This window comes from Pseudomonas sp. OV546 (assembly GCF_900116845.1).
Taxonomy (GTDB): domain Bacteria; phylum Pseudomonadota; class Gammaproteobacteria; order Pseudomonadales; family Pseudomonadaceae; genus Aquipseudomonas; species Aquipseudomonas petroselini.
Window position 1 is genome coordinate 856,671 of sequence record NZ_FPCE01000001.1, and the last position, 26,290, is coordinate 882,960.

Consider the following 26,290-nt stretch of genomic DNA (forward strand, 5'->3'; position numbering starts at 1 on the left):
GGGGCGGATAAGTACCGCCCCTCATCGCCGGTTGCCTTAAGCGCGCTGCCATCCTCCCATATCATCGGCCCTGATCTCGAAATCTATCGCCTCGCGGTAAGGATCGCCAAGCGGCATAGGCCGGCCGTTGCCAGAGGCCTGGGTGGGTTGCCAGGTTTGCGTGTTCGGATCGAATACTTCTGCATCCTCCCCGGCCGTCTGGTCGAGAGGGTTGTGCCGTGGATGGTCGTTATCGATCCGGTCTATGTTGAAGGCCGGGGGCATCGGAGCGTAGGGCGAGAAACCGTTGATTGAAGACATGACTGCACCTCTTTGATAGGCAATTGAAGGCCCGCCAGACGCTGGTTCGGCGGAGTGCTTCGCAGGCTACCGAGGCCTTCAGAGGCATTCAACGAGGTGTTTTGGGGTGGATGTAACGGGTTAAAACCGGCTCTGAGCACATTCATAACATCAGCTGCCTGGCTGTCAGGCGAAGTCTGTGTTCGCTCGCGATGTTTCAGGTTTTGCGTCAGAAAAGGCGACGCCGATCCGGTTTTTGCTTATCGGCAGACAGCAGCCGGTTGAACCGGATGCCCACCGTTAGATGTCTAGACACATAAATCAGGCCACAACGGTGACCGTCTAAAGCGCCATCACCATTTCATGCCACGCCATCCCGCCGTGATCGGAAGGCGAAGGTCGGGTGTATTGATAGCCCATGCGCTCGTACAGGGACACATGCTGTTCCTTGCACATCAAATGAATCGTCTGCTTGCCCAACGTCCGCATGCGGGCCACAAACTCAGTCATCAATACCTTGGAATACCCTTTGCCCTGATGCGCCGGATCGACCACCACCGACATGATCACCACATTCGGCGCCTCGGCCGAATGGCCCACCAACTCCTTGAACGCCTCGTCCGACATCACCACATCATGGGCACAGCCGCAGTTGATGAAACCCACTACCTCACCGTCGGCCTCCAGGATCAAAAAACCTTGCGGGTATTGCGCAATCCGCGTGGCGATCTTTTCCAGGGTCGCGGCTTCGTCGCCTTCGTAGGCACTGATCTCGATTTCAAAGCAACGGGCGGCGTCGGCGGGGAGGGCGTTGCGGAAGCTGAGGGCGGGCATGGTATTTCCTGAGGCATTAAGCGAAGGCCACATCATAAAGAAACATCACTTGCCTGGCACTGAAACGCTATCTTCGGTGGGCGCTGTCGAATCGTCGCACCGTCCCGTTGGACTGCTCAGCAGTCCCATTTTTGGGGCTGCTTCGCGGCCCAACGGGAGCAAGCTCCCTCGCCACAGGTAAAGTGTTCGCCCTTGACTGACTCGCATTAGGTCAATCCCGCTCCCACAAGGTTTCACGCCATGCCCAGCATTCGCATCATGACCCCGACCGACTACGACGCCGTTCTCCACCTCATGCAACATACCCCCGGTATCTCCCTGCGCGACGCCGACTCCCGTGACGCCACCGAGCGTTATCTTGCGCGCAACCCTGGCTTGAGTTTTGTCGCCGAAGCCGAAGGCCGGTTGATCGCTTGCGTAATGTGCGGCCACGACGGGCGTCGTGGTTACCTGCAGCATTTGCTGGTACTGCCGGACTATCGTCGCCAGGGTATTGCGCAGGCGCTAACGCAACGCTGCCTCGACGCACTGGCGTCGTTGGGTATCCACAAATGCCACCTCGACGTGTTCAAGACCAACACCCACGCCGCCCGCTATTGGCAAGGCCAGGGTTGGAACCTGCGCACCGATATCGACCGCTATTCCTTCACCCGCCCCGGTGACGAAAACGCCTAGGGGCATGCGTTAATAGGGCGATGATTTCATGGAAGGAAATTGACATGCTGGAGATCAAACGGGCCACCTCGCAGGATGCCCAAATAGCGTTCGACATCCGCTTGCGGGCCATCCGCAGCCAATGCATTGGCGCCTATACGCACGAGCAAATGATGATGTGGACGCGGGGTAAAGCCGAAGACGGCTACAGCACCCTGATGGATAAACTGTTTTACCTGGGCTGGGTGCAGGGACAGCCGGTAGTCACCGGAATGCTTGACCTGGACAACCACGAAGTGGGCGCACTGTTTGTATTGCCTGGGTTTACCGGCTGCGGATATGGCAAGGCGATGCTTGATCATCTTGAGAATGTTGCGCGGGAACTGGCTATTGAAGAGGTGGTGCTGGATGCGACCTTGAACGCAGCGGGTTTCTATCGGGCGTGCGGGTATGTGGGGGATGAGCAGGCGATTTATCACTCGCCCTCGGGGTTGGCGTTGGCGTGTATTGCAATGACAAAACCACTGAACAGCAGTGCAGGCAGGATACCTGTATCCCACAAAAGCGCTTGATCTGTGTCTATCGCCCGCTGCTCCAAGTGGCTAGCCTCAAGCCCCGTTAAACAACCACCGAGCCCGACATGGATCTGACTGCCGTCCCCTTTGGCACCACCGACTGGTCCACGGTCGAACCTGTGATTCACCCAGGTGTCACCGGCAACGCGCTGTGGCGCACCTGCCACTTCGGCACTACCCGCGTGCGCATGGTCGAATACACCCCCGGCTACCTGGCGGATCATTGGTGCTGGCGAGGGCATGTGCTGTTGTGCCTGGAAGGCCAATTGCACACGGAACTGGAAGATGGCCGCCAGTTCATCCTGACGGCCGGAATGAGTTACCAGGTGGGCGATGACATGGAAGGCCATCGTTCATCGACGAGCGTTGGGGCGAAGCTGTTTATTGTCGATTGAGGTGGCGAGCAGTGTGGCGAGCAGTGCATCAGTGCATCTTGCTGTGGTCCATCCCATCCAGGCCACGCGCCGGCGCGTTCACTTCAATCGCCTGTTTCTCACCCTTGGCGTTTTGCACGGTCAGGGTCAGCGGCACCTGGTCGCCTTCCTTGATCTGGCCCGTCAGGCCCATCAGCATCACGTGGTAACCGTTGGGGTCGAGGGTCACCGCTTTGCCCGCAGGCAGGGCCACCGAGTCCACCGGGCCCATGCGCATCACGTCGTCCTTCATGCTCATTTCATGGATCTGCACGTCCTTGGCCACCGGCGAGGTCACGCTCAGCAACTGGCTGTCGGTGTCGGCGGTGACGGTCATGAACGCACCGCTGGACGGTTGGCCCGGCACGCTGGCGCGCACCCACGCGTCGGTCACTTGCACCTGGGCGCTGGCGTGCGCCGCAAGGCCCAGCAGGGTCATGCCGATAAGGGTGCGTTTGAGGTGTTGAACGGCAGTCATTAGCAGACCTCCATGACGGTGAGCAGGTCTTCTGCGCACTCTTTAGCGGTAAGGGATGCCTGCAGGCCCAGGCGCAGGTTGCCACGCGTATCGAACACGAAACTGGTGGCTGTGTGGGACAGGGTGTAGGTGTCGCCGGCGGGGATCTTTTCATAAAAGATCCCGAACTCCTTGGCGGCGGCGGCGATTTCTTCCGGGGTGCCGTACAGCGCTTCGAAGCTGGGGTCGAAGGCCTTGACGTACCTGTCGAGGATCTCTGGCGTGTCGCGCTCCGGGTCCAGGGTGATAAACACCACTTGCATGATTTCACCGTCGCGGCCCATCAGCTTCTTGGCCTGGGCGGCGCGCGCCAGGGTGGTCGGGCACACGGCCGGGCACTGGGTGAAACCGAAGAACACCACCGGCATCAGGCCTCGGAACGAGCTCAGGGTGACGGTTTCGCCGGCGGTGTTCTTGAGCTTGAAGGTGCGGCCCATGATCTTGTCGCTCAAGTCCTTGCCGTACTTGAAATTCAGCTTGGGGCTGTAGTCACAGCCGCCCAGCAGGCCGCCCAGGCCCAACAGGCCCATACCGGTCAGCACTTTGCGGCGGGTGAATAACGTACTCATCAACGGTGCATCCTGTGAAACGCCTGCATTGCTCTGGATCGACACATCAGGCTTTGAGGGCGCCCAGTCTACCAACCCTGGGAAGCGCACGTAATCTGCGACGTTCTGCCACAGGGGCATGCCGCGCTTCATCCTTTTGCGGCGCTGGTGGTAGAGTCGCCGCCATGAAATTGAGCCACCCCGACCGTTCGCTGATCGCCTGGGCCCTGTACTTCTGCGTGCTGATGAACCTGTTCGCCTGCGGTTTGGGGCATGGGCAGATGACGGGGCAGGCACTCAATGGCATCGGCGGGGCGTTCTGTTCGGTGGACGGCAAGCAGGCGCCACTTTCCGACAAAGGGTTGGGCAGCCCGGCTTCCAGCAACATCTCGAACTACTTTGCCTGCCCGGTATGCAACGCCGTGACCGTTGCGCTGGTGTTCCTGATCGGCCTCGCCTGGCTGCTGGGCCTGGGGCAAACCCCGCGCCCGGCCCATGAACGGCGTAACAAGGCGCCGCCGCGATACCTCTGGCCCTCGGCCAACCCCCGCGCATCCCCCGCATTCTGACGTGTGCCTTGGGCCTCCTGAGACCAGGAGGCGTTCTATCGTCACGACTGTGAGTACATTTCATGCACCCCTTATTGCCTGCAGGCGCCTGCCGCCTGGTCAGCAAGGCGTCCCGTCGTCTGCGCGCGGAACCCACGCCGCCGGACTACCCCAGCAACTCGCGTAGCTTCGTGCATCTGGATGCACGCCTGCTGCCGTATTGGCACAGCCTGTTCGACCTCTGCCCGGCGCTGCTAAAACTCGACCCGCCCGAGGGCCTGAACCTGTTCCGCAGTTTCATGACTTGGGCGTATCGCAACCGTCCGCCGTTGGATTGGACCTATCACCTGAACGTCTGTCGCTGGCTGCTGGGCTCGCCGTACCGTGCGCAGATCGACGATGAACCGATCGAGGCATTCATGGCCGCTGCGGCTGCCGGATGGGTCAATGCCGATCAGAGTGAGGCCCATGGCGTGGTGCTGGCCTGGCAGGGCATGCGCGTATTCGATTGGAAAGGCGCCCCGTTCAAGGACACCGAACATCAGGTGCTGCCGGCGCCGTTATGGGATTTCGCCTGGTGCCCGTTGACAGACCGAGGCGAATTCAGTGGTTGGTTGCGCGTGCCATGAGAGGCGCTTGATCGACATCAAGGTCGCTCGGCGTGCGGGCCTGCATTAGTGGGCTCCCCACGGCGGGCCCTTCTGCGAGGCCATCATGCTTTACCTGCTGTTTTTGCTGGCTCACCTGTTCGCGGCGCTGATCTTTATCGGCACGGTGTTTTTCGAAGTACTGATCCTCGCCGCCAGTGTGCTGCTGCACTTGAGCCTGTTCGCCCACATGGTCGCGATTGTGCTGTTGGCCAAAAGCATGTTTTACCTCAGCGGGTAAAGCCCTTGATGCATATCAAGGTGCGCCGTGGCGTCGCACCGGACAATGACGGACCGTCGCCGGCCCCGGAGCCCGTCATGCACACCGTCATTCCTCTCGTACGTGCGCGCCACGATCAAGGTGTACTGGACCCGAATGAGCAGGCCGATGTCCGCAGGTTTCACGCGGGCATCGGCTCCCTCGACGTATTGCGTGCATTGCGCAGCAGTCGCCAACGGCAACGCCCGCTGGCCTTGACCCTGCACTGGCCGGCCAGCACCCCCAGCGATGCTTACCGGCGCAGCCTGGCCCAGGAGATTCATTTGATCGGCTGCCACCTCGGCAGCCGCCAGCCGGTGGACTACCTCCAGTGGCGCGGGGCAGCGCCGATTGGCGATGTGCAAGCGCTCATGACCCCTCTGCTTGAACGTTTGCACTTCCATGAGCATGACCGCGGCGACTACGGCATCGACCTCGACCCTCGCCACACCGATTGGGCCGGCGTCGGCCTGCTGCGCGACCTTGGGTTCAACCGCATGTGCATTGGTGTGCCCGATGCGCGTGCCGAGGATGCCTATTCCCAGGCGTACTACCGCGACCCGGCGCCGATCCAATCGTTGATCGATGCGGCGCGCACCTTTGACTTTCGCTCGGTCAGTGTCGACCTGGGCTATGGGAGCGCCTGGCAGACCTTGGCCAGTTTCGAGCTGAAACTGGCCAGCCTGATCGCCCTGGAACCGGACCGCCTGCAGGTGTTCGACTACGCCCGGCCGCCAAGCCGTTACCTGGCGCAATCGCCCTCGGCGCTGTGCAACGCGGCGGATAAAACCGCCATGCGCCAGCTGTGCTACGAACACCTGGACGCAGCGGGTTACCACTACATCGGCCTGGGCCAGTTTGCCCGTGGCGACGATGACCTCACCCAGGCCCAGGAGCGCGGTCGGCTGAGTCGCACCTGCGAAGGTTTTACCCTGCACGGTTACTGCGACCATATCGGGCTGGGCCTGGGCGCCATCAGCCAGATCGACACGCTGTGCGCGCAGAACGCCACGGACGAACATGTCTACGCACAGGCGTTGGAGAACGGCCAACTCGCCACCTGCCAGGGCTGGCAACGCGACGCGGGCGATGCACTGCGCGACTGCGTAGTGGAACGCCTGGCCTGTGACCTGGAACTGGACATCCAGGGCATCGAGCGGCGATACGGCGTGATCTTTGCACGCTACTTCTCATCGATCTGGCCGCTGCTGGAAGAGTGGAACCGTGATGGCCTGATTGAATTGTCGGCACAGTTCCTGTGTGTCCTGCCAGCCGGGCGTACCCAGGTGGATAGATTGTGCCGGTTGTTCGAAGCGCCCTAGCAGGCCTCATCAGTGGCCCAGATGCTCAGCAGCACGTAATGCCGTGGTGAGGCAGCAAGCTCCCTCGCCACGGGTGGGGGGCTCCCTTTAGAGCATCAGCTGCCTGAACGGGGTTTTTCCTGGGGGGCTTTTTGGCGGTCGACAGGCTTAGCTGTTTTGGCCGGCTGCTTGTCGGGCACTTTGGTTTTCTTGGCGCTGTAGGAGGGGCTGCTGGGGTAGGTCCCCGGCGGCAGGGCGGAACCGGCGGCGCTGTCACCGTTCAAGGCGTTGGCGGCAGGCTCGGGGTTATCGCCGAAGGCGGCGAGGGCAGGGCCGGTGAGCAAGGCTGACAGGCCGACGATAAGCAAAATCCTTTGGGACGATGTGGTCTTCATGACGCAATCCCCTATCGTGATGGATCAAAAGCCTGGAAAACCTCCAGGCTCTGGTCATGCCGCGATCAAGCCGCCATTGGCTTGGTCGACTGCGACTTTTTATGCGCTGCTTTCATGGCTTCCATCTCAGCGCCCAACTCTTCAAGCAACGCCTTGCCCAGCAGTTTTTTAGCCTGCGGGAACATGTCGGTTTCCTCTTCTTCAATATGGTGCTCGAGCAGCTCCTTGACCACTTTGACGCGGCCGGAAAACTCGGTTGTCGACGGCTCGGTCTGTTTCAGGTCCGGTAGCACCAGGGCGTCGACGGTGCGGTGCTCTTCCTTGGCCTCGTGGTACATGATGTCTTGTTCCTTGCCGCCCGCCTTCCGGAAGGCCGGGTAGAGGATTTCTTCTTCCAGCTTAGTGTGCAGGCTGATTTCCGCTTCGAGCTTGGCCAGCAGCTCAGTGCGCTTTTTAACCCCGCGCTCGGTGGACTCACTCAGTTGAGTCAACAGGGCCTTCACGCGTTCGTGGTCGGCTTTGAGCAGGTCAATGGCATTCATGGGTGACACCTCACGGGAAAACTCAGGGCGCGTCGACATGCACGCCTCGTCCAGTGGAGTAGTGCATCAGTTGTACCAACTTGAGCTTTTTGAAATCGTGTTGTAATTCAATGGGCTACCGATGATGAGCAACAGTGCCTGTCGTGCAGGTTGCATGGTGGGCCCCCAGACGCGTTGCATTCCACCACGTCGGAAAATTTTAATGAACCCTCGGCGCAGATGCTTGACCTAACGCATACGACCTAGGAGGTGAAGCATGGAAATTCAATATATCTGGATCGGCTTGGCGGTGATTCTGCTGCTGTTGGAATTGTGGGCAATCAATGTCGTCCTGCGCAGCACCGGGGGCTGGGAGACTAAGGGGCTGTGGCTGGTGATTCTGATCTTTGTGCCGCTGCTTGGCCTGATCGCCTGGGCGATGTTCGGGCCTAAACGCGAGATGCCGGAGCAGCGTAAGAGTTAATCCATAAGTGAAAAAAAACAGGCGCCATCGAGGCTAATACCAGTCAGTTAAGGGCAAACACTGTACCTGTGGCGAGGGAGCTTGCTCCCGTTGGGCCGCGAAGCGGCCCCAGCACTTTGTTTAAAAAGGCTGGGACTGCTGCGCAGTCCAACGGGAGCAAGCTCCCTCGCCACAGGTTATTTTTTACCCTTTCTACGTCTTAACGGACTGGCATTACGCCATCGAGGCGCCTGTTTTCGTTCAGCGGCGTTATCAACCGGCGACGGCCTTGGCAATCGCCTGGTTGAAGGCCGGCAGGTCATCCGGCGTGCGCGACGTAATCAATGTCCAACCGTTGGCCTGGCATTCCTTGACCTCGGCATCGACCCACCCAGCCGCGCCGGCGTTTTCCAGGTCAATGCGTACGCTTTTGTAGGAGGTGAGGGTTTTGCCCTTGATCACGCCGGCGTCAATCAGCGCCCACGGGCCGTGACAGATCGCCGCCACGGTTTTACCCGCTTTGACGAACTCATTGATCAGCTTCAACGCGGTCGTATCTTGACGCAGAGTGTCGGCGTTGACGGTGCCGCCGGGGATCACCAACGCATCGAAATCCGCACCCGAGAGCTCGGACAGTTTGGCGTCGGACTCTACGGTCTGGTCCTTCTCGGTGTCGCCGACGAAGGTTTGGGTGGTGCCGCCATCGCTGGAGCCGTGTGTCACCGTCGCGCCATAGCCACGCAATGCTTCCAACGGTTTGAGCAGTTCGTCGCGCTCGATGCCGGTGTTGGACGTGATGACCAGAATCTTTTTGCCGTTGAGGTGTGAACTCATGATCGAGTGTCTCCTGATGGGTGAAGGAAAGAGGCGATATGGGAGAGTTGATTGGGCTCAGGAGGCAAAGGTTTAAATTAATTTGCGCTTATTTCTTGGACGGTTGGCGCGCGCAATTTCCTTGAACTATCCAAATTCACTGAGTTCTGCTGAACACCTGCCCGCGTTTTTTTCGTGGGCCTTCAATGACTTGGAGATAGACCATGACCACCGACAAAACCCCTGCGCCGATCAGCTCTGAAGAGGCTCAAAAAGGCACGGAAAAACCCGCCAAGGGCCAGACCCTGGAACGCCCGAACCCGAAGACCGAAACCGTCGATAAAGTCCTCACGCCCACCTCGATCAAAGACATCGAACGCCAGACGGATGCGATCAACGAACAGGCCGCCAAGGCCGAGCGCAAGCTGGGCCACTGAGCATGGCCCGTGCTATCAGCGCCTCGGAGTTGGGCATTGAACTCAAGCCCGACGATGACGCCAGCCTGTTCAAGTGGTTTGTGGCCAGTTTCCTGATGGGCAAGCGCATCCAGGCACCGATTGCCGCGCAGGCGTACAAGGTGATCGTCGAGGAGGAGGGGCGTGACACTGCGCGCAAGTTGCAGCATTGCACCTCGCGGGAATTGGTCACGATGCTGGGGCGTGCCCATTACGTGCGCTATGACGAAACCACCGCGCAGCGCCTGTTGGATCTGAGTGCCAAATTGAACGCTGAGTACGCCGGTCGGATCACGCGGATGCGCAGTGCCAGCGAAGACCGTGAAGCCTTTGAAAAACGCCTGGGCGAATTCGAAGGCGTGGGGCCTAAAACCATCGAGATTTTCATGCGCGATGCAGCCAAGGTGTTGCGCTGGTGAAGGGTGCCGTCAGTCCAGGGCCGACACACTACTGTTTTGCTCACTCAACCTCTACCCGCAGCACCTCCAACCCTAATTGCTCATACGCCTCCACACTCGGCACGTGCCACTCGGTAATCAATGTGTGAATGCGGCTGCACGGCGCCACCACAAAGGGTTCCACCGCGCCGAGTTTGTCGGCCATGGTCACCGCCACCACGTGGGAGGCGCTGTCGAGCAGGGCTTGTTTGACCGCCACTTCATCAAAATGCAGCGAGCTGATACCGACTTGCGGGTGCAGCGCGCAGACACCGGTAAACAGCAGGTCGGCCTTGATGCTCTGGATCATGCGCACGGTCTCTTGGCCGCTGGTGGAAAGGGTCGCCGGGTTGAGTTGGCCACCCGTCAGTATCACCTTCACATCGGGATGGTCGGCCAAGGCGATCGCGATCATGGGCGACGGTGTGACCACGGTCAGGCGCATTGAACGGGGCAATGACTGGGCGATCTGCAACGTGGTGGAGCCGGAATCGAACAGCACGATCTGGCCCTCTTCCACGCGTTCAGCGGCCAGTCGTGCGAGGCGGCGCTTGGCCTCGTTGGTCTCGCCGACACGGGTGAAGAAGTCTTTGCCGGTGTCCTTCGGTCGGGGCAGGGCGCCGCCGTGCACACGTTGCAACAGGCCGGCGGCAGCGAGCTCGCCGAGGTCACGGCGAATGGTGTCCTGGGACACGGCGAAGTGTTCGACCAATTCCGACGCGGTAACTTTTCCGTCGCGTTCCAGCAGCAACAGGATCTTTTGTTTGCGCAAAGAAGGCAGGTCGATGGCGTGATGAGTGTTATGCATTGTTTTGCGTCTTTATGCGGGTTTGTGCGAGATTAGACGCGCACCGATATAAACGCAATGGCTGGTTGCACGGCCGATGGGCGGTTACTCTCAGCATTCAGTTCAGGGAGAGGTGACCTAGATGTCGTTGATTACCACCATCGAAGACTTACGCAAGCTGGCGCAAAAACGTGTCCCACGCATGTTCTACGACTACGCCGATTCCGGCTCCTGGACTGAGAGCACCTACCGCGCCAACGAAAGCGATTTTGCCCGCATAAAATTCCGCCAGCGCGTGGCGCGCAATATCGATGAGCGCTCAATCCGCGCCACTATGATCGGCCAGGACATGGCCATGCCGGTGGCGTTGGCACCGACCGGATTGGCCGGTATGCAGCATGCCGATGGCGAGATCCTGACTGCCCGTGCCGCCGCCGCGTTCGGCCTGCGCTACACCTTGTCGACCATGAGCATCTGCTCTTTGGAAGACATCGCCGAACAGGTTGGCCAGCCGTTCTGGTTCCAACTGTATGTGATGCGCGACCGCGCCTTTGTCGAACAATTGATCGAACGTGCCAAAGCTGCCGGTGTGGACGCATTGGTGCTGACCCTCGACCTGCAGATCCTCGGGCAACGCCACAAAGACCTGATCAACGGCCTGTCGGCGCCGCCTAAACTGACCCTGCCGAATATCCTCAATATGGCCACCAAGCCGCGTTGGGTGATGGGCATGCTCGGCACCCAGCGGCGTGGCTTTGGCAACATTGTCGGGCATGTCAAAGGTGTCGCCGACATGAGTTCGCTCTCTTCCTGGACGGCCCAGCAATTCGACCCCCGCCTGAGCTGGGACGACGTGGCGTGGATCAAGCAATGCTGGGGTGGCAAGTTGATCATCAAGGGCATCCTCGATGTGGAAGACGCGCGCCTGGCGGCGAACTCCGGCGCCGATGCACTGGTGGTGAGCAACCACGGCGGCCGTCAGCTGGATGGAGCACCGTCGAGCATCAGCCAGTTGCCGGCGATTGTGGAGGCAGTGGGTGAGCGCATTGAAGTGTGGCTCGATGGTGGCATTCGTTCCGGTCAGGATGTGCTCAAGGCGATGGCGTTGGGCGCTAAAGGCACCATGATCGGTCGAGCGCATTTGTATGGCTTGGGTGCGATGGGCGAAGCGGGTGTGACCAAGGCGCTTCAGATCATCGCCCGTGAGTTGGACGTGTCGATGGCGTTATGTGGGTATAACGATATACGCGATGTGAATCGCGAGATTTTGTTGCCGGGTACATTTCCTGAAAGCGTTTATTGAGCAAAAAAAACGTAAAAATATAAAAAGAGTTGTCCACGAAAACCGTGGGTATCTCTGTGGATAACTTTGCGAAGCCCCGGCAGGGTTGGCGATTTAAGCCGAGATCAATATTTGATCAACTTCTGATTTGGCCCAGCATGGGCTGGGTTTGCGCTTGACAGGCAAGCGCGAACCCAGTGCCGAAAAGCGTTTTTATGAGTCGCCGCTGCGACCTGTGGAGTGCGTGACCACCTGGGCCGGCATCTTCGCTTGCATCAGTTTCTCCAATGCCTGGCCATAGCTGCGACCGGCCAGGCTCATGCTGTTGTTATGGCTGGCGCCGGGCACCAGTAACAGCCGTTTGGGTTCCCGGGCGGCTTCAAATAACTGTTGGCTGAAGCGCGGCGGTACGTAGCGGTCGTCGAGGCCATGCACCACCAGCAGTGGCATATGGATGTCGGCGATCTTGTCAATGGAATCGAATTTCTGCGACAGCAGCCAGCGCACCGGTAGAGAGGTGTTCGCTACGGCGGTGGCCACATCCGCCAGCGAGGTAAAGGTGGATTCGATCACCAGCCCGCGTACGGGCAACGGCATCTGTTTACCCAGTTCTGCAGCCAGGTCGATGGCCACCGCGCCACCGAGCGAGTGCCCGTAGATCAGGCGTTTTTGCGGATCGGGTTGCAGCACCTGGAAACGCTCCCAGGCGATACGCGCGTCTTCGTACACCGTGGTTTCCGACGGCAGCTCGCCGCGGCTTTGGCCGAAACCACGATAGTCGATGGCCAGCACCGAGTAGCCCAGCGCATGCAATTGCTCGATGCGAAACAGCTGCCCTGTGAGGTTCCAGCGTACGCCGTGCAGGTAGAGAATCGCAGGTGCGTCCTTGTTGTCCGCCGGGTACCACCAGCCATGAATGTTCTGCCCCGATTTGAGACTGGCGGGCTTGAGTTCGAACTCCTGCACGGCCTTGGGCAAGCCGCTGTACCAACTGGCGGTGCCCGGTTCGATGCGAAATACCAGCTCGCGCTCCTTGTGTTGCAGCATCGCGCAACCCACCGGCAGGCCGACGATCAACAGTGCCATGCACAGCAGGGGAAACCAGCGCAGGCTCAGGCGCGACAGAAAACGTGAAGACATGAAGGTTCCTGGAAAAAGGTGAAGCAGGGGTTTTACCAGATGGTTTGCAGAGGCAGGAATTAATTCGACAGCCGTCCACCGGGATTGCTTGCAAAGTGTTACAGCATTGAACAAACGGTGCACGGGTTGTTAGGGTGGGCAGCCGAACAGGAGAGCAAGCACATGGATTTCACAGGCAAAACCGCTATCGTCACCGGCGGTGCACGCGGGCTGGGACTCAGCTATGCACGGGCACTGGCCCTGGGCGGTGCGCGCGTGGTGATCAGTGATATCGGCGCCGACACTGCCGGTGCAGGCAGCGATGCGTCGGTGGTTCTGGCAGCGGCCGAGGCCTTGCAGGCCGAAGGGCTGACGGTGATCGGCCACGGGGGTGACCTGTCCACGAACGAGGGCTGCGAGCAACTGATTGCGTATACCCTTGAGGCATTCGGCCAACTCGATATCCTGATCCACAACGCCGGCTGGGTGGGTTACCAGAACATCGCAGACCTCGACGCCGCGTTCCTTGAGCGTGCCATGGCGATCAACCTCTACGCGCCGCTGTGGCTGTGCAAGCACGCCTGGCCGCACCTGCTGCACTCATCGGCGCCGCGCATCATCCTCACCACCTCCGACCGCGCCATGTACGCGCAGTACGAGCAAACCGGCCTGGTGGCCTACAGCGCCGGCAAGATGGCGCAATTAGGGATCATGAACGCGTTGAGTCATGAAGGCTTGGACGCGGGGATCAAAGTCAATGCGATCTCGCCTGTGGCCAAGACCCGCATGTGGGGTGTGACTGACGAGCCGGATGAACTCAAGCCGGAGTGGGTGACGCCGGGTGTGCTGTTTCTCGCCTCGACGCAGTGCGAAGACACGGGTTACATCGTGCGGGCCAGCAATGGGCAATTCACGGCCACGCGGTTTACGGAAAATCCTGGTGTGGAATACCCACGCAACCTGGCCCGCATCAAAGCGGACAGTGCTGAAGCCGTCGCCGCCGCCTGGCCGCGTATCAAACAAGCGTGAAAACGATCACTCCCTTGAGTAAAGACCCCACCATGGACAACAGCCCCGTTCGCATCACCGCCGAAGAGACGCTTTCGGAAAACTGGTACCTGCTGAAAAAGTACAGCTTCGACCTGCGCCGCCGAGACGGCAGTTGGCAAGCCCAAACCCGCGAGGTGTACGACCGCGGCAACGGCGCGACCATCCTGCTGTACAACCGCGAGCAGCGCACGGTGCTGCTGATTCGCCAGTTTCGCATGCCCACGTACGTCAACGATTACCACGGCTACCTGATCGAAGCGGCGGCCGGCTTGCTCGACAATGCCAGCCCCGAAGAGCGGATCCGCCTGGAAGCGGAAGAAGAAACCGGCTACCGCGTGGGGCATGTGGAGAAGATCTATGCGGCCTTCATGAGCCCGGGGTCGGTGACGGAGCGGATTCACTTTTTCATGGGTGAATACCAGCCGGGTGACCGGGTTGGGACTGGCGGTGGCTTGGAAGAAGAGGGCGAAGATATCGAAGTGCTGGAGTTGGGCTTTGAAGAGGCTTTGGCAAAGGTGCAAAACGGCGAGATTGCCGATGGCAAGACCATCATGCTGTTGCAGCATCTGGAATTGCGGATGCTTAAAGAAGGCTGGTAACCCCGCCTATTGGTGTGTGAACACGATCTGTAGTGAGCAGGCTTGCCCTGCGCTGGGCTGCGAAGCAGCCCTAAAACAGACGATGCCCATTTACCTGAAAAAATGCTTTGTCTGGATTGGGGCTGCTTCGCAGCCCAGCGCGCGTAAGTTTATTCTCCATCAGTAGATTTTTTTGAATGGTGATTTTTTTGTAAAATCTAGTTGAATTTCTCATAATCTTGCGCACCTAAAGATGCTAGCCATTTTTTATAGAAGTCAACCTGCTCTTGCGGATTGTTGGTTAGGTTGTTTTCCTCATAGTCAAATAGGTGAACTATGTCGTCGAATGTAGCCTGCTTGCCTAAAGTCAATTCATACGCGACGAGACCGGCGCTCATCTGGGAAGCCATTCTGGAAGGGGTGACATTTATTTTTGCGCCCTTACACAAGAATGTCATTGTTGGAAACTCTGCTCTGATTTTCGCTAAACATATGTATATATCTTTCCCATGATAGATTTTTCCGAAGTTACTTGATTCTGAAAATGTCATCAGGCGGTTGATTGAGTCATATTTTACGGTCGTTTCAATTTTTTTGTTTTTGGAAATGACTAGTATTTTTTTGCTTTCCATTATCGTTTCAGCTCTAGTGGTGCAGAGGGTGTTAATTGATTTTTAGAGACTCAGCCCATTTTCTACGGTAAGCGATCTGATCATTAATGTCGTTTGTAAGGTTGCTTTCTTCGTAGTCGAATATACGGACGAGTTCTGCATCTGGCTCGCCAATCGTTACCTCGTAAGCAACTAATCCGCTTGACATCTGTGATGCCATTGCTGAAGGGTAAACATTCACCTTCGAGCCTTTACATAAGAAGGTTGTTTCACTGAATTCTCTTCTTAGTAACCCAAAGCATGTATATATATCTATGTCTGAATATATCTTTTTTATACCGTCAGCAAACGCTATAGATAGCGTTGAGTGCGCTCTGTCGAGCTCAAGTGTGGCGGTCTCTCTTTGTGCGTTTTTAATTATGGTGATGTCGATCTTTTTCATTGGTTATTTTCTATTTGGATTAATTAGTGAGTAGCCTTTATGCGTTCCATCGTCGTGGACGGGTGTGGCGCCTAGAATATCCTTAGTATCTATTCGGTTTGGTATGGCAATTTCGCGCTCCTTTTTATAGTCCGATAAGATGCCTAGTTCTTTGTTGACATCCCGACCTGGGATTTTCTTTAGGGTGTAAAGATAGCCTTCCTCAAACCCAAAGGATGTTGCGAACATTAACCCTTGCTCTCTTGATATTGATGTGCTCACAAATTTGCTTGGTGGACTCGCATTGTTTTGCGAGTGCAAATAGAGGTCAGTGCTTTTTCCTCTGCTCTCAAAGCCGGTTTCAAAAATTTCGTCCGGGTGCCTTGAGTCTCCTCGATATAAATACTCTTGTCTTTTACTCGATGCTGGTAGCGAAGGAGTGCCGTCGTCTACCTTAAGCTGTGTGTTTGAGTTTTCTGTATTTGTGTGTGGTTCGTATCCAGCCCCGCCTGGACACGTGCTCAAACCTAGCGGATCTATCCAACCCGTAGGGTTGGGCACGTACAGGTACGCATTGATCCCCCCCGCCAGCTTCACCGGGTCCGGCGTCAGGTACCGACCAATATCCGGATTGTAGTAGCGATGGCGGTTGTAGTGCAGTTCGCTTTCTTGATCGAAGTACTGGCCCTGGAAGCGCAGCGGGTTGTCGATTTTTCCGATGTCGAGCCGGGTGATTTCGCCGTACGCGCGGTAGTGCGCGGACCAGACGATTTCTCCGTCGGCGGCGGTGAGTTCCTGCGGGGTGCCGAGGTGGTCGAGTTGATAGTGGTAAGCCTTGGTTTCCTTTGGGCCGAAGCCTTCCAGCAGTGCCAGTGGACGAAAGCTGTCCGGTTCGTAGAGGTAGCTGCGGTGTCGCTCCGCGTGGTGCTCGGCGATCAGTGTGTCGCCTTGCCAGAAGAACTCGGTCGTAAGGCCATCAACGGTTTTGCTGATACGCCGCCCAAACGGGTCGTAGCGGTAGCTGGCAGTTTGGCTGTCGGGTTGGGTAGTGCCGATCAGGCGGTGCTGGCAGTCGTAGCGGTATTCGGTGACGAGTTGATGACCTTTACCGCGGCGTTCGCGGATGAGGTTGCCGAAGGCGTCGTAGTCGTAGTGGTGGTCGCCTTGGATTATCAGGCGGTTGCCCGCCACGATGTCGGGGCCCGGCCGGTCTTGCATGAGCAGGTTGCCGGCGGGGTCGTGGCCGAAGCGTTCTTGCTCGCCTTGGGAGTGGTCGGCGCGGGTGAGGCGGTTTAGTGGGTCGTAGTGGTAGTGGTGCTCGCCTTTGCGGGTGTCGAGCAGGCGGGTGAGGTTGCCGGATTTGTCGTAGTCGTAATGACGGCGGTACAACGGGCCTTCGGCATCGCCGATGCTCTGGTTGAACAGGCGTCCTTGTTGGTCGTGTTGGTAGGTGCTGAGCAGTTTGCCTTGGGTACGTTGTTGTTCGCGGCCAGCGTTGAATTGGTGTGAGGTCAGTACCGTGCCGTTCAGTTCAACCGTGGAAAGGTGACCGCCTTTGTCGTGGTTGAAGGTGAGGCGGTTGTTGTCCGGCAGGCGCAGGTTTGTTAGTTGGCCGCAGGCGTCGTAGCCGTAGCGCAGGGTGCCCCAGCCTTGGTGTTCGGCGGTAAGGCGGTTTTGGACGTCGTATTCGTAGGCTAAAAACCAATTACCATCGTCAACACTGAGGAGATTGCCCTGACGGTCGTAGGCATAGTCGACGGCACCACCATCAGGCAGGGTTTTTCTTACGAGTCGACCGGCATGGTCGCGCTCGTAGCGGGTAACCTGCTGACTGCCATCATCGCCGTGTTCGGTCTTTTCCTGAAGGTTGCCGTTGAGGTCGTAAACGTAGGCCGTGCGCTGGCCGTCAAACCCGGTTTCCTGCTGGATCAGGCCGTTGCTGTGGTACTGAAGTCGGTAGGTTTCGCCAACCTCGTTTTCGATCTCGGTCAGCAGCAAACGCACGTTGTCGTAGCGGTAGTTGACCTGGCTGCCATCGGCGTTGAGGCGGCGGCTGATCAGGTGCAGGCTGTCGGCGTATTCGTAGCGGGTGACGTTCCCCAGTTCATCGCGTTCGGAAGTGATTTTTCCGTAGGGGTTGTAGCTGTATTCCCTGAGCGCACCGCCCGGCAGCCCAACGCCAATCAACCGCCCAACACTGTCCCATTGATACTGGGTCAGCGCCCCATGTTCATCCTCCCGGGCCACCTGCCGGCCAAGATCGTCATAGCGATAGCGCTTGATCCCGCCATTCGGACACTGCTCCTCAAGCAACTGCCCACGTTCATTCCAAACCAACTTCTGACAGCTGTGATCCGGATACCAAACCCCAACCAACTGCCCATATTTGTTGTAGCTGTAGTCAGTAGCGTTACCGTCAGGATCGGTCCTGCGCGTCACATCACCCTGATCATTCCGCTCATACTTCCAAACCGCTTCACCACGCCTTACAACCCGTACGAACCCGTTGTCATGCTCGTAGGTCGTCGGCTCATCCTCCCCCGGAAACAACGCCACCAAGCGTCCAGCTTCGTCGTACTGATACGCCGTCACCGCCCCCAGCGGGTCCTGCTCAACCGTCAGCCGGCCTTTGTCATCGTAAGATTTAAAGTGCTCGGCACCGTCCGGATCCACCCGCTGCACCAGCCGCGCCCGCTGGTCATGCACGTAGACTTCCTGACTGCCATCGGCGTTAAACACCGTGACCTGCCCGTTGTCATCCCAGGCATACCGCGTGTCCATCTGCGAAAAGCTGGCCCAATGCCGGACACACCTCGCCGCCTTACCAGCCCGTTCCCACTCCCAGTAGAAACTCGCCCCACCGGCCAAGCCACGCTCAAGAATGACGTGCTGATCGTCGTACCGATAAACCTCGCGTTCACCGACAGCATTGGTCGCAGAAACCAGTCGCCCAGCACCGTCATAGGCGTAGGAAACAACGGTCTGTTCCGTCACCCAAACATACGGACCCTCATCGACGATGCGTTGAATTTGGTAGTCCACCGCCACGATCCGACCCGATGCATAGCGCAAAAACAATGAACGCCCGACACCGTTATCCAGCCGCTCAATCTGCCCCAGATAATTGCGGGAAATGCGCAACCGGTTGTCATACGCATCGCTGATCGCCGTCAGCGCACCGTCGCGAAAGTGGTAGAACCGTGACGCCTGCGCCAGCACCAGTTCATCAGGCAACGACCCCAAGTAGATCGCCGCTTCCGCCAAACTATTGGTAATCGCAGGCCGAGAAACCGTAGGCAAGGGCAGGGTGGTCGACCGATTTTCATGATCCGTCCACACCACCGAATCACCGGAAACACTCAACCGATGCGCCAGCGAGTGACTCCAGCCAAACCCCAACCCGCAATCCACTTCCACCGCACTGGTGCGGTACAACCGCGTCCACTCAAACGGCAACACCCCGTCCAGCGTCCCATCGGTCAGCGTCAGCAGTTCCTCGCCGGTGACCATCGACACCGGGCAACCGTTAGTGGCTGTTTTGTCCGAAGACGCGGCCGCCTCTCCAGCCGGGTTCTTAGCAACAGCCGGCACGTCATCCACAGGCTCTTGCCGAACCAACACCGTCCGTTGTTTGGCCTTGTCCCGAACCACCGGCACCGGGTTGGCAACCACCTGATCCCCAGCCTTCAACGGCACATCCGGAATCGTCTTGATCGTCGTTGCCTGGCTACTGAGCAATACCGGCTTAGCCACCTGCGTGTGATCATCCGCACGAAACTTCCCGAACTGCCCAGCCATGTGCTCCAACCATCTGCGCGCACGCTGAGACTTGATGCTGCCCAGCACCTTCGTACCGATGCGCACCGCCATCCCCATCCCGGCGGTAGCGAGACACAGCACCACATTGATCAATACTTCGGCGCTGATTTCCCCCAGCAACTCGTTCATGTAGGGCGGCGGCAACATCCGCATCCAACTGACCATTGCCGACAGATAGACGAACAACAGCGGCTCATCGCTCAGCACCATCAAGCCCTTTGCAAGGCTTTCGGTACCGAGCTTCAACAGCTTTTCAAATTCATCCTGGGACAGGTAATGCAGCAGTTTTTCGGCATGCCCCAATGGGTCCAAAAACCACTGCAGCATCTGCTGAATGTTGTCCCAGAGTGAGTACAGCGCCTCACCAAACCCGCGTGCGTAGCCTTGATGCAGTGAGAGGTAGCGCTTGAGAGCGTTGGCCTCGGAATAGCCCTTCCACAACGGTTCGAAGGTGGTGCCCCATTCACCGCGCAGCCAGCCTTCCAGCGGTTCGATAACCGACTGGTAAGAGGCGTACAACGCCTTGAAATGCGCTGTGGACACGTTGGGGTAGAAACTGACCCGGTACTGCTGGTTGCGATCACATTCCGTGATTTCGAGAATGCCGCTGGGGCCGATGGTCTTATGGAGGGGGTCGCCCAGCGGGCCACCCTTGGGGTCGATGCGTTGCAGCATCACTGGCGTATTGCCAATGGGCACGAATCGAGCGCTCTGGAACATATGCACCAGGGTCAACGTGCCGTTGGCCTGGCAGGTTGCGGTGGTGGTGCTGGGAAACAGGGAGTGGTTGATCGGCGCGACCAGCGCCACGTCATGTCCAACCTTGAAGACTTGCTCGATATCCAGCGCCGAAAAGCTGAAAAAGCTCTCCGCCCAGGCGTCGTAGTGATTGAGGCAGCGCTTGAAGTCGCTGATCACGGAGTCGACGTCTCGCGTTTTTGAATCCAGGGCGGCCAGTACCAAAAAACCAATGGTTTGGCTGGTCAATTCGATCATGAGGCCGCCCCATCAACCGGGGCCCAAACCAATAACGCCATCTGCAATCCCTCGCACTGTGTAGTCAGGCGAGGGACTTTGCGGACCTTTTCAGGGGAGGGGAGTAGAGCTTATCCGGCGGTTATGTGGGACGTTTCGATAACGCTCGTCGGCTCCCAAGCGACTGGCGGCTATTGTCAGAAATTTCCCGCAGGAGTACAAATGTACTCCATGACGACTCTGACCCCCCGCCGTACCGCCATCCTGACCTTTATCCGCGACCGCATCGCGCAGCAAGGCCAGCCCCCCAGCCTCGCCGAGATCGCCGAGGCGTTCGGCTTTGCCTCGCGCAGCGTGGCGCGCAAGCATGTGCTGGCGCTGACCGAAGCCGGTTTTATCGAGGTCAACCCCAACCAGGCCCGAGGCATTCGGCTGCTCAACCAACCGGCACGCCCGGAATGGCTGGATGTGCCGGTGCTCGGCCGAGTGGCCGCAGGCTTGCCCATCGGCGCCGATGCTGAAGTGCACAGCCGCCTGCAACTGGACCCGTCTACCTTTGCGAAAACCCCGGATTACCTGCTGCGGGTACAAGGTGACTCGATGATCGAAGACGGCATTCTTGACGGCGACCTGGTGGGCGTACGCCGCAGTGCCGAGGCCTTGAATGGGCAGATTGTGGTGGCGCGCCTGGACGGCGAAGTGACCATCAAGCGTTTCGAACGCAGCGGCGACAGCGTGCGCCTGCTGCCGCGCAACCCCGCGTATCAACCCATCGTGGTCGGGCCCGATCAGGACCTGGCCATTGAAGGCGTGTTTTGCGGTTTGGTGAGGCAAGGTTGATGGGCGCCGTCGTTGCACTGGACACGCTGTTCAATGGCGGGCGCGTGTGGAAAGGCCGGCCCGCCGCGCCCCCGGCCAGTGTCTATCCCACTGGGTTGGCGGCGCTGGACGCGGTGCTGCCCTCGGGCGGCTGGCCGGAAGCGGCGTTGAGTGAAATCCTCATGGCCAAGGACGGCGTGGGTGAGTTGCAGCTGGTGCTGCCGACCCTGGCGCGCTTATCAAAGGCAGGCGAGCGCATTGTGCTGGTGGCGCCGCCGTACACGCCGTACCCCCACGCCTGGCAGAACGCCGGAGTGGATTTGCGCCTGCTCTCAGTGATCCAGGCCGAGGAGCGCGATGCCTTGTGGGCCGTGGAGCAGTGCCTGCGCTCCGGCAGTTGCGGCGCGGTGTTGTGCTGGCCGCGCAAGGCCGATGACCGGGCGCTGCGGCGCCTGCAAGTTGCGGCGGAAACCGGGCAGACCCTGGCGTTTGCCTGGCGCGCCTTGAGTGAGGCGATCAATGCATCGCCCGCCGCCTTGCGCCTTGCCGTCGAGGCGAAACCCGCGCAAGTGCGGGTGCTCAAGTGCCGGGGCGGGCTGGCCCATCCGGCGCCGATTGCGCTGGCGGGGCACTGAGGTTGCCATGCGCTGGGTGTGTATTGTCTTCCCGCAATTGGCGCTGGACGGGGTGCAGCGTGTGCACCCCGAGCCGGACCAACCCCTGGCCCTGCTGGCCGGCACGCCACAGCGCCGCGTCCTGCAAACCGTCAATGACGCTGCCCGCGCCTTGGGCTTGCGTCCCGGTCAATCCCTGACGGCGGCGCAGGCCCTGACCAAGACCTTTGCCAGCGCCGAATATGACCCCGCCGAGATCGAACGCCACCAACAATTCCTCGCCGCCTGGGCCTACCAGTTCAGCTCCCAGGTCAGCCTGTATTACCCACGTGCCTTGTTGTTCGAAATCGAGTCGAGCCTGGGTCTGTTCGGGCCGTGGCCGCAGTTCGAAGCGCGTTTGCGCAAGGAGCTGGCTGAACTGGGCTTTCGTCACCGCATTGTCGCTGCGCCCAACCCCGCCGCCGCGCGGGCGCTGGCGAATATCGAGGATGGCCTGGCGGTGCAGGATGACGGCTTGATGCAGGCCCTGGGGCCGCTGCCCATCGACCGCGCCGGCCTTGACCCGCAGGCCGCCACGGCCTTGTCGCGCATGGGGCTGCGCACCCTGGCCCAGGTGCAGGCGTTGCCCCGGCACACCTTGGCGCGCCGCTTTGATGCCAGCCTGCTCAAGCACCTGGATGCATTGAGCGGGCAGCGCCCATTGGCCTTGGCGTTTTACCAGCCGCCCGACCGGTTCGATGTGCGCATCGAGCTGAATTTCGATGTGCAATCCCACCAGGCGCTGCTGTTTCCGCTAAGACGTCTGACTGGCGATCTGTCCGCCTTCCTGTGTGGCCGTGACAGTGGCGTGCAACGCTTCGACCTGCACCTGGAACACGCCCAGGCAACCGACACAGTGATCAAGGTCGGCCTGCTCAGCGCCGAGCGCGAACCGGCGATGCTGTTTGAATTGGCCCGTGGCCGTCTGGAGCACGTCCAAGTCACCTCGCCGGTGCGCGGTGTTCGCCTGGTGGCCCAGGACTTGCCGGTGTTCGTGCCGCAACGCCAGGACCTGTTCGACGACCGTCCGCAGCAGACGTTGCCGTGGGCGCAATTGCGCGAGCGCCTGCGTGCCCGTTTGGGCGATGAGGCGGTGCAAGGCCTGCGCTTTCACGCCGACCACCGCCCCGAATGCGCCTGGCAAGCGGCGACGGATAAACACCCGTGCCCGCCCCTGAACAACGTGCACCGTCCGGGTTGGCTGCTGAGCACGCCCACACTGCTGGCCGAGCACGGTGTGCATATCCTGATGGGCCCGGAACGCATTGAGTCCGGCTGGTGGGACGGCGCCGATGTGCGCCGCGACTACTACCTGATCCAGACCCGCGCCGGCCAGCAAGGCTGGGCCTACCGCACCGTGGGGCAGAACGATGGGCTGTGGCTGCAAGGCTGGTTTGCATGAGCTACGCCGAGCTGCACTGCCTGTCCAACTTCAGCTTCCAGCGCGGCGCGTCCAGTGCGCTGGAGTTGTTCGAACGGGCCAAACGCCAAGGCTACAGTGCCCTGGCGATCACCGATGAGTGCACCTTGGCGGGCATCGTGCGTGCGTGGCAGGCGGCGAAGGCCGTGGAGCTGCCGCTGATTATCGGCAGCGAGGTGCGCATCGAGAACGGCCCGAAACTGGTGCTGCTGGTGGAAGACCTCAGCGGCTACCAGCACCTGTGTCGCTTGATCACCCTTGCCCGACGGCGCGCAGAAAAAGGCAGCTATCGCCTGTTGCTGGAGGACTTCGACCAACCGCTGCCCGGCCTGCTGGCGCTGTGGGTTGCCGAGGATAGCGACACCCAGGCCTCGATCCAATGGCTGCGCCGCACCTTCGCCGAGCGGCTGTGGCTGGCGGTGCACCTGCATTGCGGCCAGGACGATGCGCACCGCCTGGAACAACGCCTGAACCTGGCCGCCAGCCTGCGCATTCCGGCCGTGGCCTGCGGCGATGTGCACATGCATGCGCGTGGCCGCCGCGCCCTGCAGGACACCATGACCGCCATCCGTCATCACGTGCCGGTGGCCGAGGCCGGCACGCGCCTGCACCCCAATGGCGAGCGGCATCTGCGCAGCCTCGACGCCCTGGCCGCGCTGTACCCGCACGCCTTGCTCGACGAAACCCAGGCCATCGTCCGCCGCTGCACGTTCGATTTGAGCCAGTTGCGTTACCACTATCCACGCGAACTGGTGCCCGAGGGCCACGACGCCGAATCCTGGCTGCGCGCCGTGACCGAAGCAGGCATCGCCCAGCGTTGGCCGCAGGGTGTCGACGCCCACACCTTGCAGCAGATCCACAAAGAACTGGCGCTGATCAGCGAGCTGGGCTACGAAAGCTACTTCCTCACCGTGCACGACATCGTGCGCTTCGCCCGCAGCCGTTCGATCCTGTGCCAGGGCCGGGGCTCGGCGGCCAACTCGGCGGTGTGTTTTGCCCTGGGGATCACCGAGATCGACCCGAGCCTGACGAGCATGCTGTTCGAACGCTTCCTGTCCAAGGAGCGCAATGAACCGCCGGACATCGACGTGGACTTCGAACACGAGCGCCGCGAAGAAGTGCTGCAGTACGTGTTCCAGCGTTACGGCCGCACCCGCGCGGCGCTGACGGCGGTGGTCAGCAGTTACCACGCGGCCGGCGCGGTGCGGGATGTGGCCAAGGCCCTGGGCTTGCCGCCGGACCAGATCAACGCCTTGGCCGACTGCTGCGGGCGCTGGAGTGATGATGCGCCGCCCTTGGAGCGCCTGCGCGAGGGCGGCTTCGACCCGCAAAGCCCGATCCTGCGTCGCGTGCTCACGCTCACCCAACAACTCATCGGCTTTCCCCGGCACCTGTCCCAGCACCCCGGCGGCTTTGTGATTTCCGAATACCCGCTGGACACCCTGGTACCGGTGGAAAACGCCGCCATGGCCGAGCGCACCATCATCCAGTGGGACAAGGACGACCTCGATGCCGTCGGCCTGCTCAAGGTGGATATCCTCGCCCTGGGCATGCTCAGCGCGATCCGCCGCTGTTTCGATCTGTTGCGCCGCCATCGCAACCGGGACTTTTCTTTGGCGAGCCTTCCCAAGGAAGACCCGGCCACCTACGCGATGATCAGCAAGGCCGATACCATCGGCGTGTTCCAGATCGAGTCGCGGGCGCAGATGTCGATGTTGCCCAGGCTCAGGCCGCAGACGTTCTATGACCTGGTGATCGAGGTCGCCATCGTGCGGCCGGGGCCGATCCAGGGCGGCATGGTGCACCCGTATTTGCGGCGTCGGAACAAGGAAGAAGAAACCACCTATCCGTCACCGGAGCTGGAGGTGGTGTTGCAGCGCACGCTGGGCATCCCACTGTTCCAGGAGCAGGTGATGCAGATCGCCATGGTCGCTGCCGACTACGGCCCCGGCGAGGCCGACCAGCTGCGCCGCTCCATGGCGGCCTGGAAACGCCACGGTGGCCTGGAACCGCACCAGGAGCGCCTGCGCACCGGCATGCTGAAAAACGGCTACAGCGAAGCCTTTGCCGCGCAGATCTTCGAGCAGATCAAGGGCTTTGGCAGCTATGGTTTCCCCGAATCCCATGCGGCCAGTTTCGCCTTGCTGACCTACGCCAGTTGCTGGCTCAAATGCCATGAGCCGGCGGCGTTTGCCTGTGCGCTGATCAACAGCTGGCCCATGGGTTTCTACAGCCCGGACCAGATCCTGCAGGATGCGCGGCGCCATCGTTTGCAGATTCGGCCGGTGGATGTGCAGGCCAGTGACTGGGATTGCAGCCTGGAGCCCATCGACGGCGCGCAGCCGGCGATTCGAATGGGCTTGCGCATGATCGCGGGGTTACGCGAAGAGGAGGGCCGGCGTATCGAAACGGCGCGCGAACGCGGGGTGTTCAGCGACATCGCCGACCTGGACGCGCGCGCCGGGCTGGATGCGCGCACCCAGGCATTGTTGGCGGATGCCGGTGCCTTGCGCGCCCTGGCCGACAACCGGCACAAGGCGCGCTGGGAGGTGGCGGGGGTGCACAAGCAACTCGGGCTGTTCGCCGGCCTGCCAAGCCCTGATGAAGCCGTGGTGGCACTGCCGGCGCCGACGGTGGGCGAGGACCTGCAGGCCGACTACGCCACTGTCGGCACGACCTTGGGGCCACACCCACTGGCGTTGTTGCGCACCGAGCTGCGCAAACGGCGCTGCCGCAGCTCGCAGGAACTGATGCTGGTCGAGCATGGGCGCAACGTCAGCATCGCCGGGTTGGTGACCGGACGGCAACGCCCCGGTACCGCCAGCGGGGTGACCTTCGTGACCCTGGAAGATGAATTCGGCAACCTCAATGTGGTGGTCTGGCGTGATCTTGCCGAGCGTCAACGCCAAGCGCTGGTGGGCTCGCGGTTGCTGAAAGTGGATGGGCGCTGGGAGGCGGTGGGCGAAGTGCGACACCTGATCGCCGGGCGCTTGACCGACCTGACGTCGCTGTTGGAAGGGATCCCTGTGCGCAGTCGCGATTTCCACTGAAGAGGCCTTGCAGCGGTTGCCACGGATAAGCTATACGCAAATGAAAC

29 protein-coding genes are annotated in these 26,290 nt (G+C 60.2%); 17 read left to right on the forward strand and 12 right to left on the reverse strand.

Features of this window, described 5'->3' with window-relative positions:
* Positions 1-36: 36 nt before the first annotated feature.
* Together BM403_RS04045 and BM403_RS04050 are read right to left on the reverse strand one after the other, a co-directional pair.
* Positions 37-300 (reverse strand): hypothetical protein, encoded by a 264-nt coding sequence (locus BM403_RS04045; RefSeq protein WP_093541687.1) that lies wholly within the window; start codon positions 298-300, stop codon positions 37-39.
* Between the two features lie 321 nt (positions 301-621).
* Positions 622-1,113: a GNAT family N-acetyltransferase gene (locus tag BM403_RS04050; protein ID WP_093541689.1), complete on the reverse strand. Its 492-nt coding sequence runs from the start codon at positions 1,111-1,113 to the stop codon at positions 622-624.
* 240 nt (positions 1,114-1,353) lie between these two features.
* Here BM403_RS04050 and BM403_RS04055 point away from each other — a divergent pair, with 240 nt between their 5' ends.
* The 3 genes from BM403_RS04055 to BM403_RS04065 all read left to right on the forward strand — a co-directional run bounded on the left by BM403_RS04055 (position 1,354) and on the right by BM403_RS04065 (position 2,737).
* A complete protein-coding gene (locus BM403_RS04055; protein ID WP_093541691.1) occupies positions 1,354-1,788 on the forward strand; it encodes a GNAT family N-acetyltransferase in 435 nt (144 codons plus the stop codon).
* A gap of 44 nt (positions 1,789-1,832) precedes the next feature.
* Positions 1,833-2,339 (forward strand): GNAT family N-acetyltransferase, encoded by a 507-nt coding sequence (locus BM403_RS04060; protein ID WP_012724774.1) that lies wholly within the window; start codon positions 1,833-1,835, stop codon positions 2,337-2,339.
* Between the two features lie 68 nt (positions 2,340-2,407).
* Complete coding sequence (locus BM403_RS04065) at positions 2,408-2,737, forward strand: DHCW motif cupin fold protein (protein ID WP_012724773.1); 330 nt, start codon at positions 2,408-2,410, stop codon at positions 2,735-2,737.
* Between the two features lie 28 nt (positions 2,738-2,765).
* Here the strand turns inward: BM403_RS04065 and BM403_RS04070 are convergent, their stop codons facing one another.
* Together BM403_RS04070 and BM403_RS04075 are read right to left on the reverse strand one after the other, a co-directional pair.
* Positions 2,766-3,233 (reverse strand): copper chaperone PCu(A)C, encoded by a 468-nt coding sequence (locus BM403_RS04070; protein ID WP_012724772.1) that lies wholly within the window; start codon positions 3,231-3,233, stop codon positions 2,766-2,768.
* A complete protein-coding gene (locus BM403_RS04075; RefSeq protein ID WP_093541941.1) occupies positions 3,233-3,841 on the reverse strand; it encodes an SCO family protein in 609 nt (202 codons plus the stop codon). Before BM403_RS04075 ends, BM403_RS04070 begins: the two co-directional genes overlap by 1 nt.
* A gap of 164 nt (positions 3,842-4,005) precedes the next feature.
* Between BM403_RS04075 and BM403_RS04080 the strand changes: the two genes are divergently transcribed.
* From BM403_RS04080 to BM403_RS04090, 4 genes are all read left to right on the forward strand, one after another.
* A complete protein-coding gene (locus tag BM403_RS04080) occupies positions 4,006-4,389 on the forward strand; it encodes a DUF2946 domain-containing protein (protein WP_012724770.1) in 384 nt (127 codons plus the stop codon).
* A 62-nt stretch (positions 4,390-4,451) separates the two neighbouring features.
* The gene (locus BM403_RS04085) at positions 4,452-4,997 is read left to right on the forward strand and encodes a putative natural product biosynthesis protein (protein WP_012724769.1); all 546 of its coding nucleotides are present in this window, start codon (positions 4,452-4,454) and stop codon (positions 4,995-4,997) included.
* An 85-nt stretch (positions 4,998-5,082) separates the two neighbouring features.
* A complete protein-coding gene (locus tag BM403_RS31845; protein WP_012724768.1) occupies positions 5,083-5,256 on the forward strand; it encodes a hypothetical protein in 174 nt (57 codons plus the stop codon).
* 77 nt (positions 5,257-5,333) lie between these two features.
* A complete protein-coding gene (locus tag BM403_RS04090) occupies positions 5,334-6,596 on the forward strand; it encodes an oxygen-independent coproporphyrinogen III oxidase (RefSeq protein ID WP_012724767.1) in 1,263 nt (420 codons plus the stop codon).
* A gap of 95 nt (positions 6,597-6,691) precedes the next feature.
* On the opposite strand, the gene BM403_RS04095 is transcribed toward BM403_RS04090, so the two are convergent.
* Positions 6,692-6,970, reverse strand: coding sequence for a hypothetical protein (locus BM403_RS04095; protein ID WP_093541693.1), 279 nt, complete (start codon positions 6,968-6,970; stop codon positions 6,692-6,694).
* A gap of 65 nt (positions 6,971-7,035) precedes the next feature.
* A complete protein-coding gene (locus BM403_RS04100) occupies positions 7,036-7,512 on the reverse strand; it encodes a hemerythrin domain-containing protein (RefSeq protein WP_012724765.1) in 477 nt (158 codons plus the stop codon).
* Positions 7,513-7,768: 256 nt separating this feature from the next.
* Between BM403_RS04100 and BM403_RS04105 the strand changes: the two genes are divergently transcribed.
* Positions 7,769-7,975 (forward strand): PLDc N-terminal domain-containing protein, encoded by a 207-nt coding sequence (locus BM403_RS04105; protein WP_012724764.1) that lies wholly within the window; start codon positions 7,769-7,771, stop codon positions 7,973-7,975.
* Positions 7,976-8,227: 252 nt separating this feature from the next.
* Here BM403_RS04105 and BM403_RS04110 read toward each other — a convergent pair whose 3' ends face one another.
* Positions 8,228-8,788, reverse strand: coding sequence for a type 1 glutamine amidotransferase domain-containing protein (locus BM403_RS04110; protein WP_093541695.1), 561 nt, complete (start codon positions 8,786-8,788; stop codon positions 8,228-8,230).
* 203 nt (positions 8,789-8,991) lie between these two features.
* Between BM403_RS04110 and BM403_RS04115 the strand changes: the two genes are divergently transcribed.
* Both BM403_RS04115 and BM403_RS04120 read left to right on the forward strand, forming a co-directional pair.
* Positions 8,992-9,204, forward strand: coding sequence for a hypothetical protein (locus tag BM403_RS04115; RefSeq protein ID WP_012724762.1), 213 nt, complete (start codon positions 8,992-8,994; stop codon positions 9,202-9,204).
* A 2-nt stretch (positions 9,205-9,206) separates the two neighbouring features.
* Positions 9,207-9,641: a hypothetical protein gene (locus BM403_RS04120; protein WP_012724761.1), complete on the forward strand. Its 435-nt coding sequence runs from the start codon at positions 9,207-9,209 to the stop codon at positions 9,639-9,641.
* A gap of 40 nt (positions 9,642-9,681) precedes the next feature.
* On the opposite strand, the gene BM403_RS04125 is transcribed toward BM403_RS04120, so the two are convergent.
* Complete coding sequence (locus BM403_RS04125) at positions 9,682-10,467, reverse strand: DeoR/GlpR family DNA-binding transcription regulator (protein WP_012724760.1); 786 nt, start codon at positions 10,465-10,467, stop codon at positions 9,682-9,684.
* A gap of 121 nt (positions 10,468-10,588) precedes the next feature.
* Between BM403_RS04125 and BM403_RS04130 the strand changes: the two genes are divergently transcribed.
* Positions 10,589-11,749 (forward strand): alpha-hydroxy acid oxidase, encoded by a 1,161-nt coding sequence (locus BM403_RS04130; RefSeq protein ID WP_093541697.1) that lies wholly within the window; start codon positions 10,589-10,591, stop codon positions 11,747-11,749.
* A 192-nt stretch (positions 11,750-11,941) separates the two neighbouring features.
* On the opposite strand, the gene BM403_RS04135 is transcribed toward BM403_RS04130, so the two are convergent.
* Complete coding sequence (locus tag BM403_RS04135) at positions 11,942-12,868, reverse strand: alpha/beta hydrolase (protein WP_012724758.1); 927 nt, start codon at positions 12,866-12,868, stop codon at positions 11,942-11,944.
* A 162-nt stretch (positions 12,869-13,030) separates the two neighbouring features.
* On the opposite strand from BM403_RS04135, the gene BM403_RS04140 reads away from it, so the two are divergent.
* Positions 13,031-13,876, forward strand: a complete 846-nt coding sequence (locus BM403_RS04140) for an SDR family NAD(P)-dependent oxidoreductase (RefSeq protein WP_012724757.1) — start codon at positions 13,031-13,033, stop codon at positions 13,874-13,876.
* Between the two features lie 32 nt (positions 13,877-13,908).
* Positions 13,909-14,496, forward strand: coding sequence for an NUDIX domain-containing protein (locus BM403_RS04145; RefSeq protein ID WP_093541699.1), 588 nt, complete (start codon positions 13,909-13,911; stop codon positions 14,494-14,496).
* A gap of 197 nt (positions 14,497-14,693) precedes the next feature.
* On the opposite strand, the gene BM403_RS04150 is transcribed toward BM403_RS04145, so the two are convergent.
* The 3 genes from BM403_RS04150 to BM403_RS04160 are packed head-to-tail and all read right to left on the reverse strand — an operon-like array spanning position 14,694 to position 20,322.
* Positions 14,694-15,107: a hypothetical protein gene (locus BM403_RS04150; RefSeq protein WP_046034716.1), complete on the reverse strand. Its 414-nt coding sequence runs from the start codon at positions 15,105-15,107 to the stop codon at positions 14,694-14,696.
* A 31-nt stretch (positions 15,108-15,138) separates the two neighbouring features.
* The gene (locus tag BM403_RS04155) at positions 15,139-15,528 is read right to left on the reverse strand and encodes a hypothetical protein (protein ID WP_046034718.1); all 390 of its coding nucleotides are present in this window, start codon (positions 15,526-15,528) and stop codon (positions 15,139-15,141) included.
* Between the two features lie 3 nt (positions 15,529-15,531).
* Complete coding sequence (locus BM403_RS04160; RefSeq protein ID WP_093541701.1) at positions 15,532-20,322, reverse strand: RHS repeat-associated core domain-containing protein; 4,791 nt, start codon at positions 20,320-20,322, stop codon at positions 15,532-15,534.
* A gap of 201 nt (positions 20,323-20,523) precedes the next feature.
* Between BM403_RS04160 and lexA the strand changes: the two genes are divergently transcribed.
* Genes lexA through BM403_RS04180 form a run of 4 tightly spaced genes read left to right on the forward strand, consistent with a single transcriptional unit; the run spans position 20,524 to position 26,243 of the window.
* Positions 20,524-21,141 carry a transcriptional repressor LexA gene (gene lexA, locus BM403_RS04165; RefSeq protein WP_034106295.1) on the forward strand — a complete coding sequence of 206 codons (618 nt, stop codon included), beginning with the start codon at positions 20,524-20,526 and terminating at the stop codon, positions 21,139-21,141.
* Entirely contained in the window at positions 21,141-21,755 is a 615-nt protein-coding gene (gene imuA / locus BM403_RS04170; RefSeq protein WP_012724752.1) for a translesion DNA synthesis-associated protein ImuA, read from the forward strand. Before lexA ends, imuA begins: the two co-directional genes overlap by 1 nt.
* Positions 21,756-21,762: 7 nt before the next feature.
* Positions 21,763-23,175 (forward strand): Y-family DNA polymerase, encoded by a 1,413-nt coding sequence (locus tag BM403_RS04175; protein ID WP_012724751.1) that lies wholly within the window; start codon positions 21,763-21,765, stop codon positions 23,173-23,175.
* A complete protein-coding gene (locus BM403_RS04180) occupies positions 23,172-26,243 on the forward strand; it encodes an error-prone DNA polymerase (protein WP_093541704.1) in 3,072 nt (1,023 codons plus the stop codon). Before BM403_RS04175 ends, BM403_RS04180 begins: the two co-directional genes overlap by 4 nt.
* Positions 26,244-26,290 lie beyond the last annotated feature (47 nt).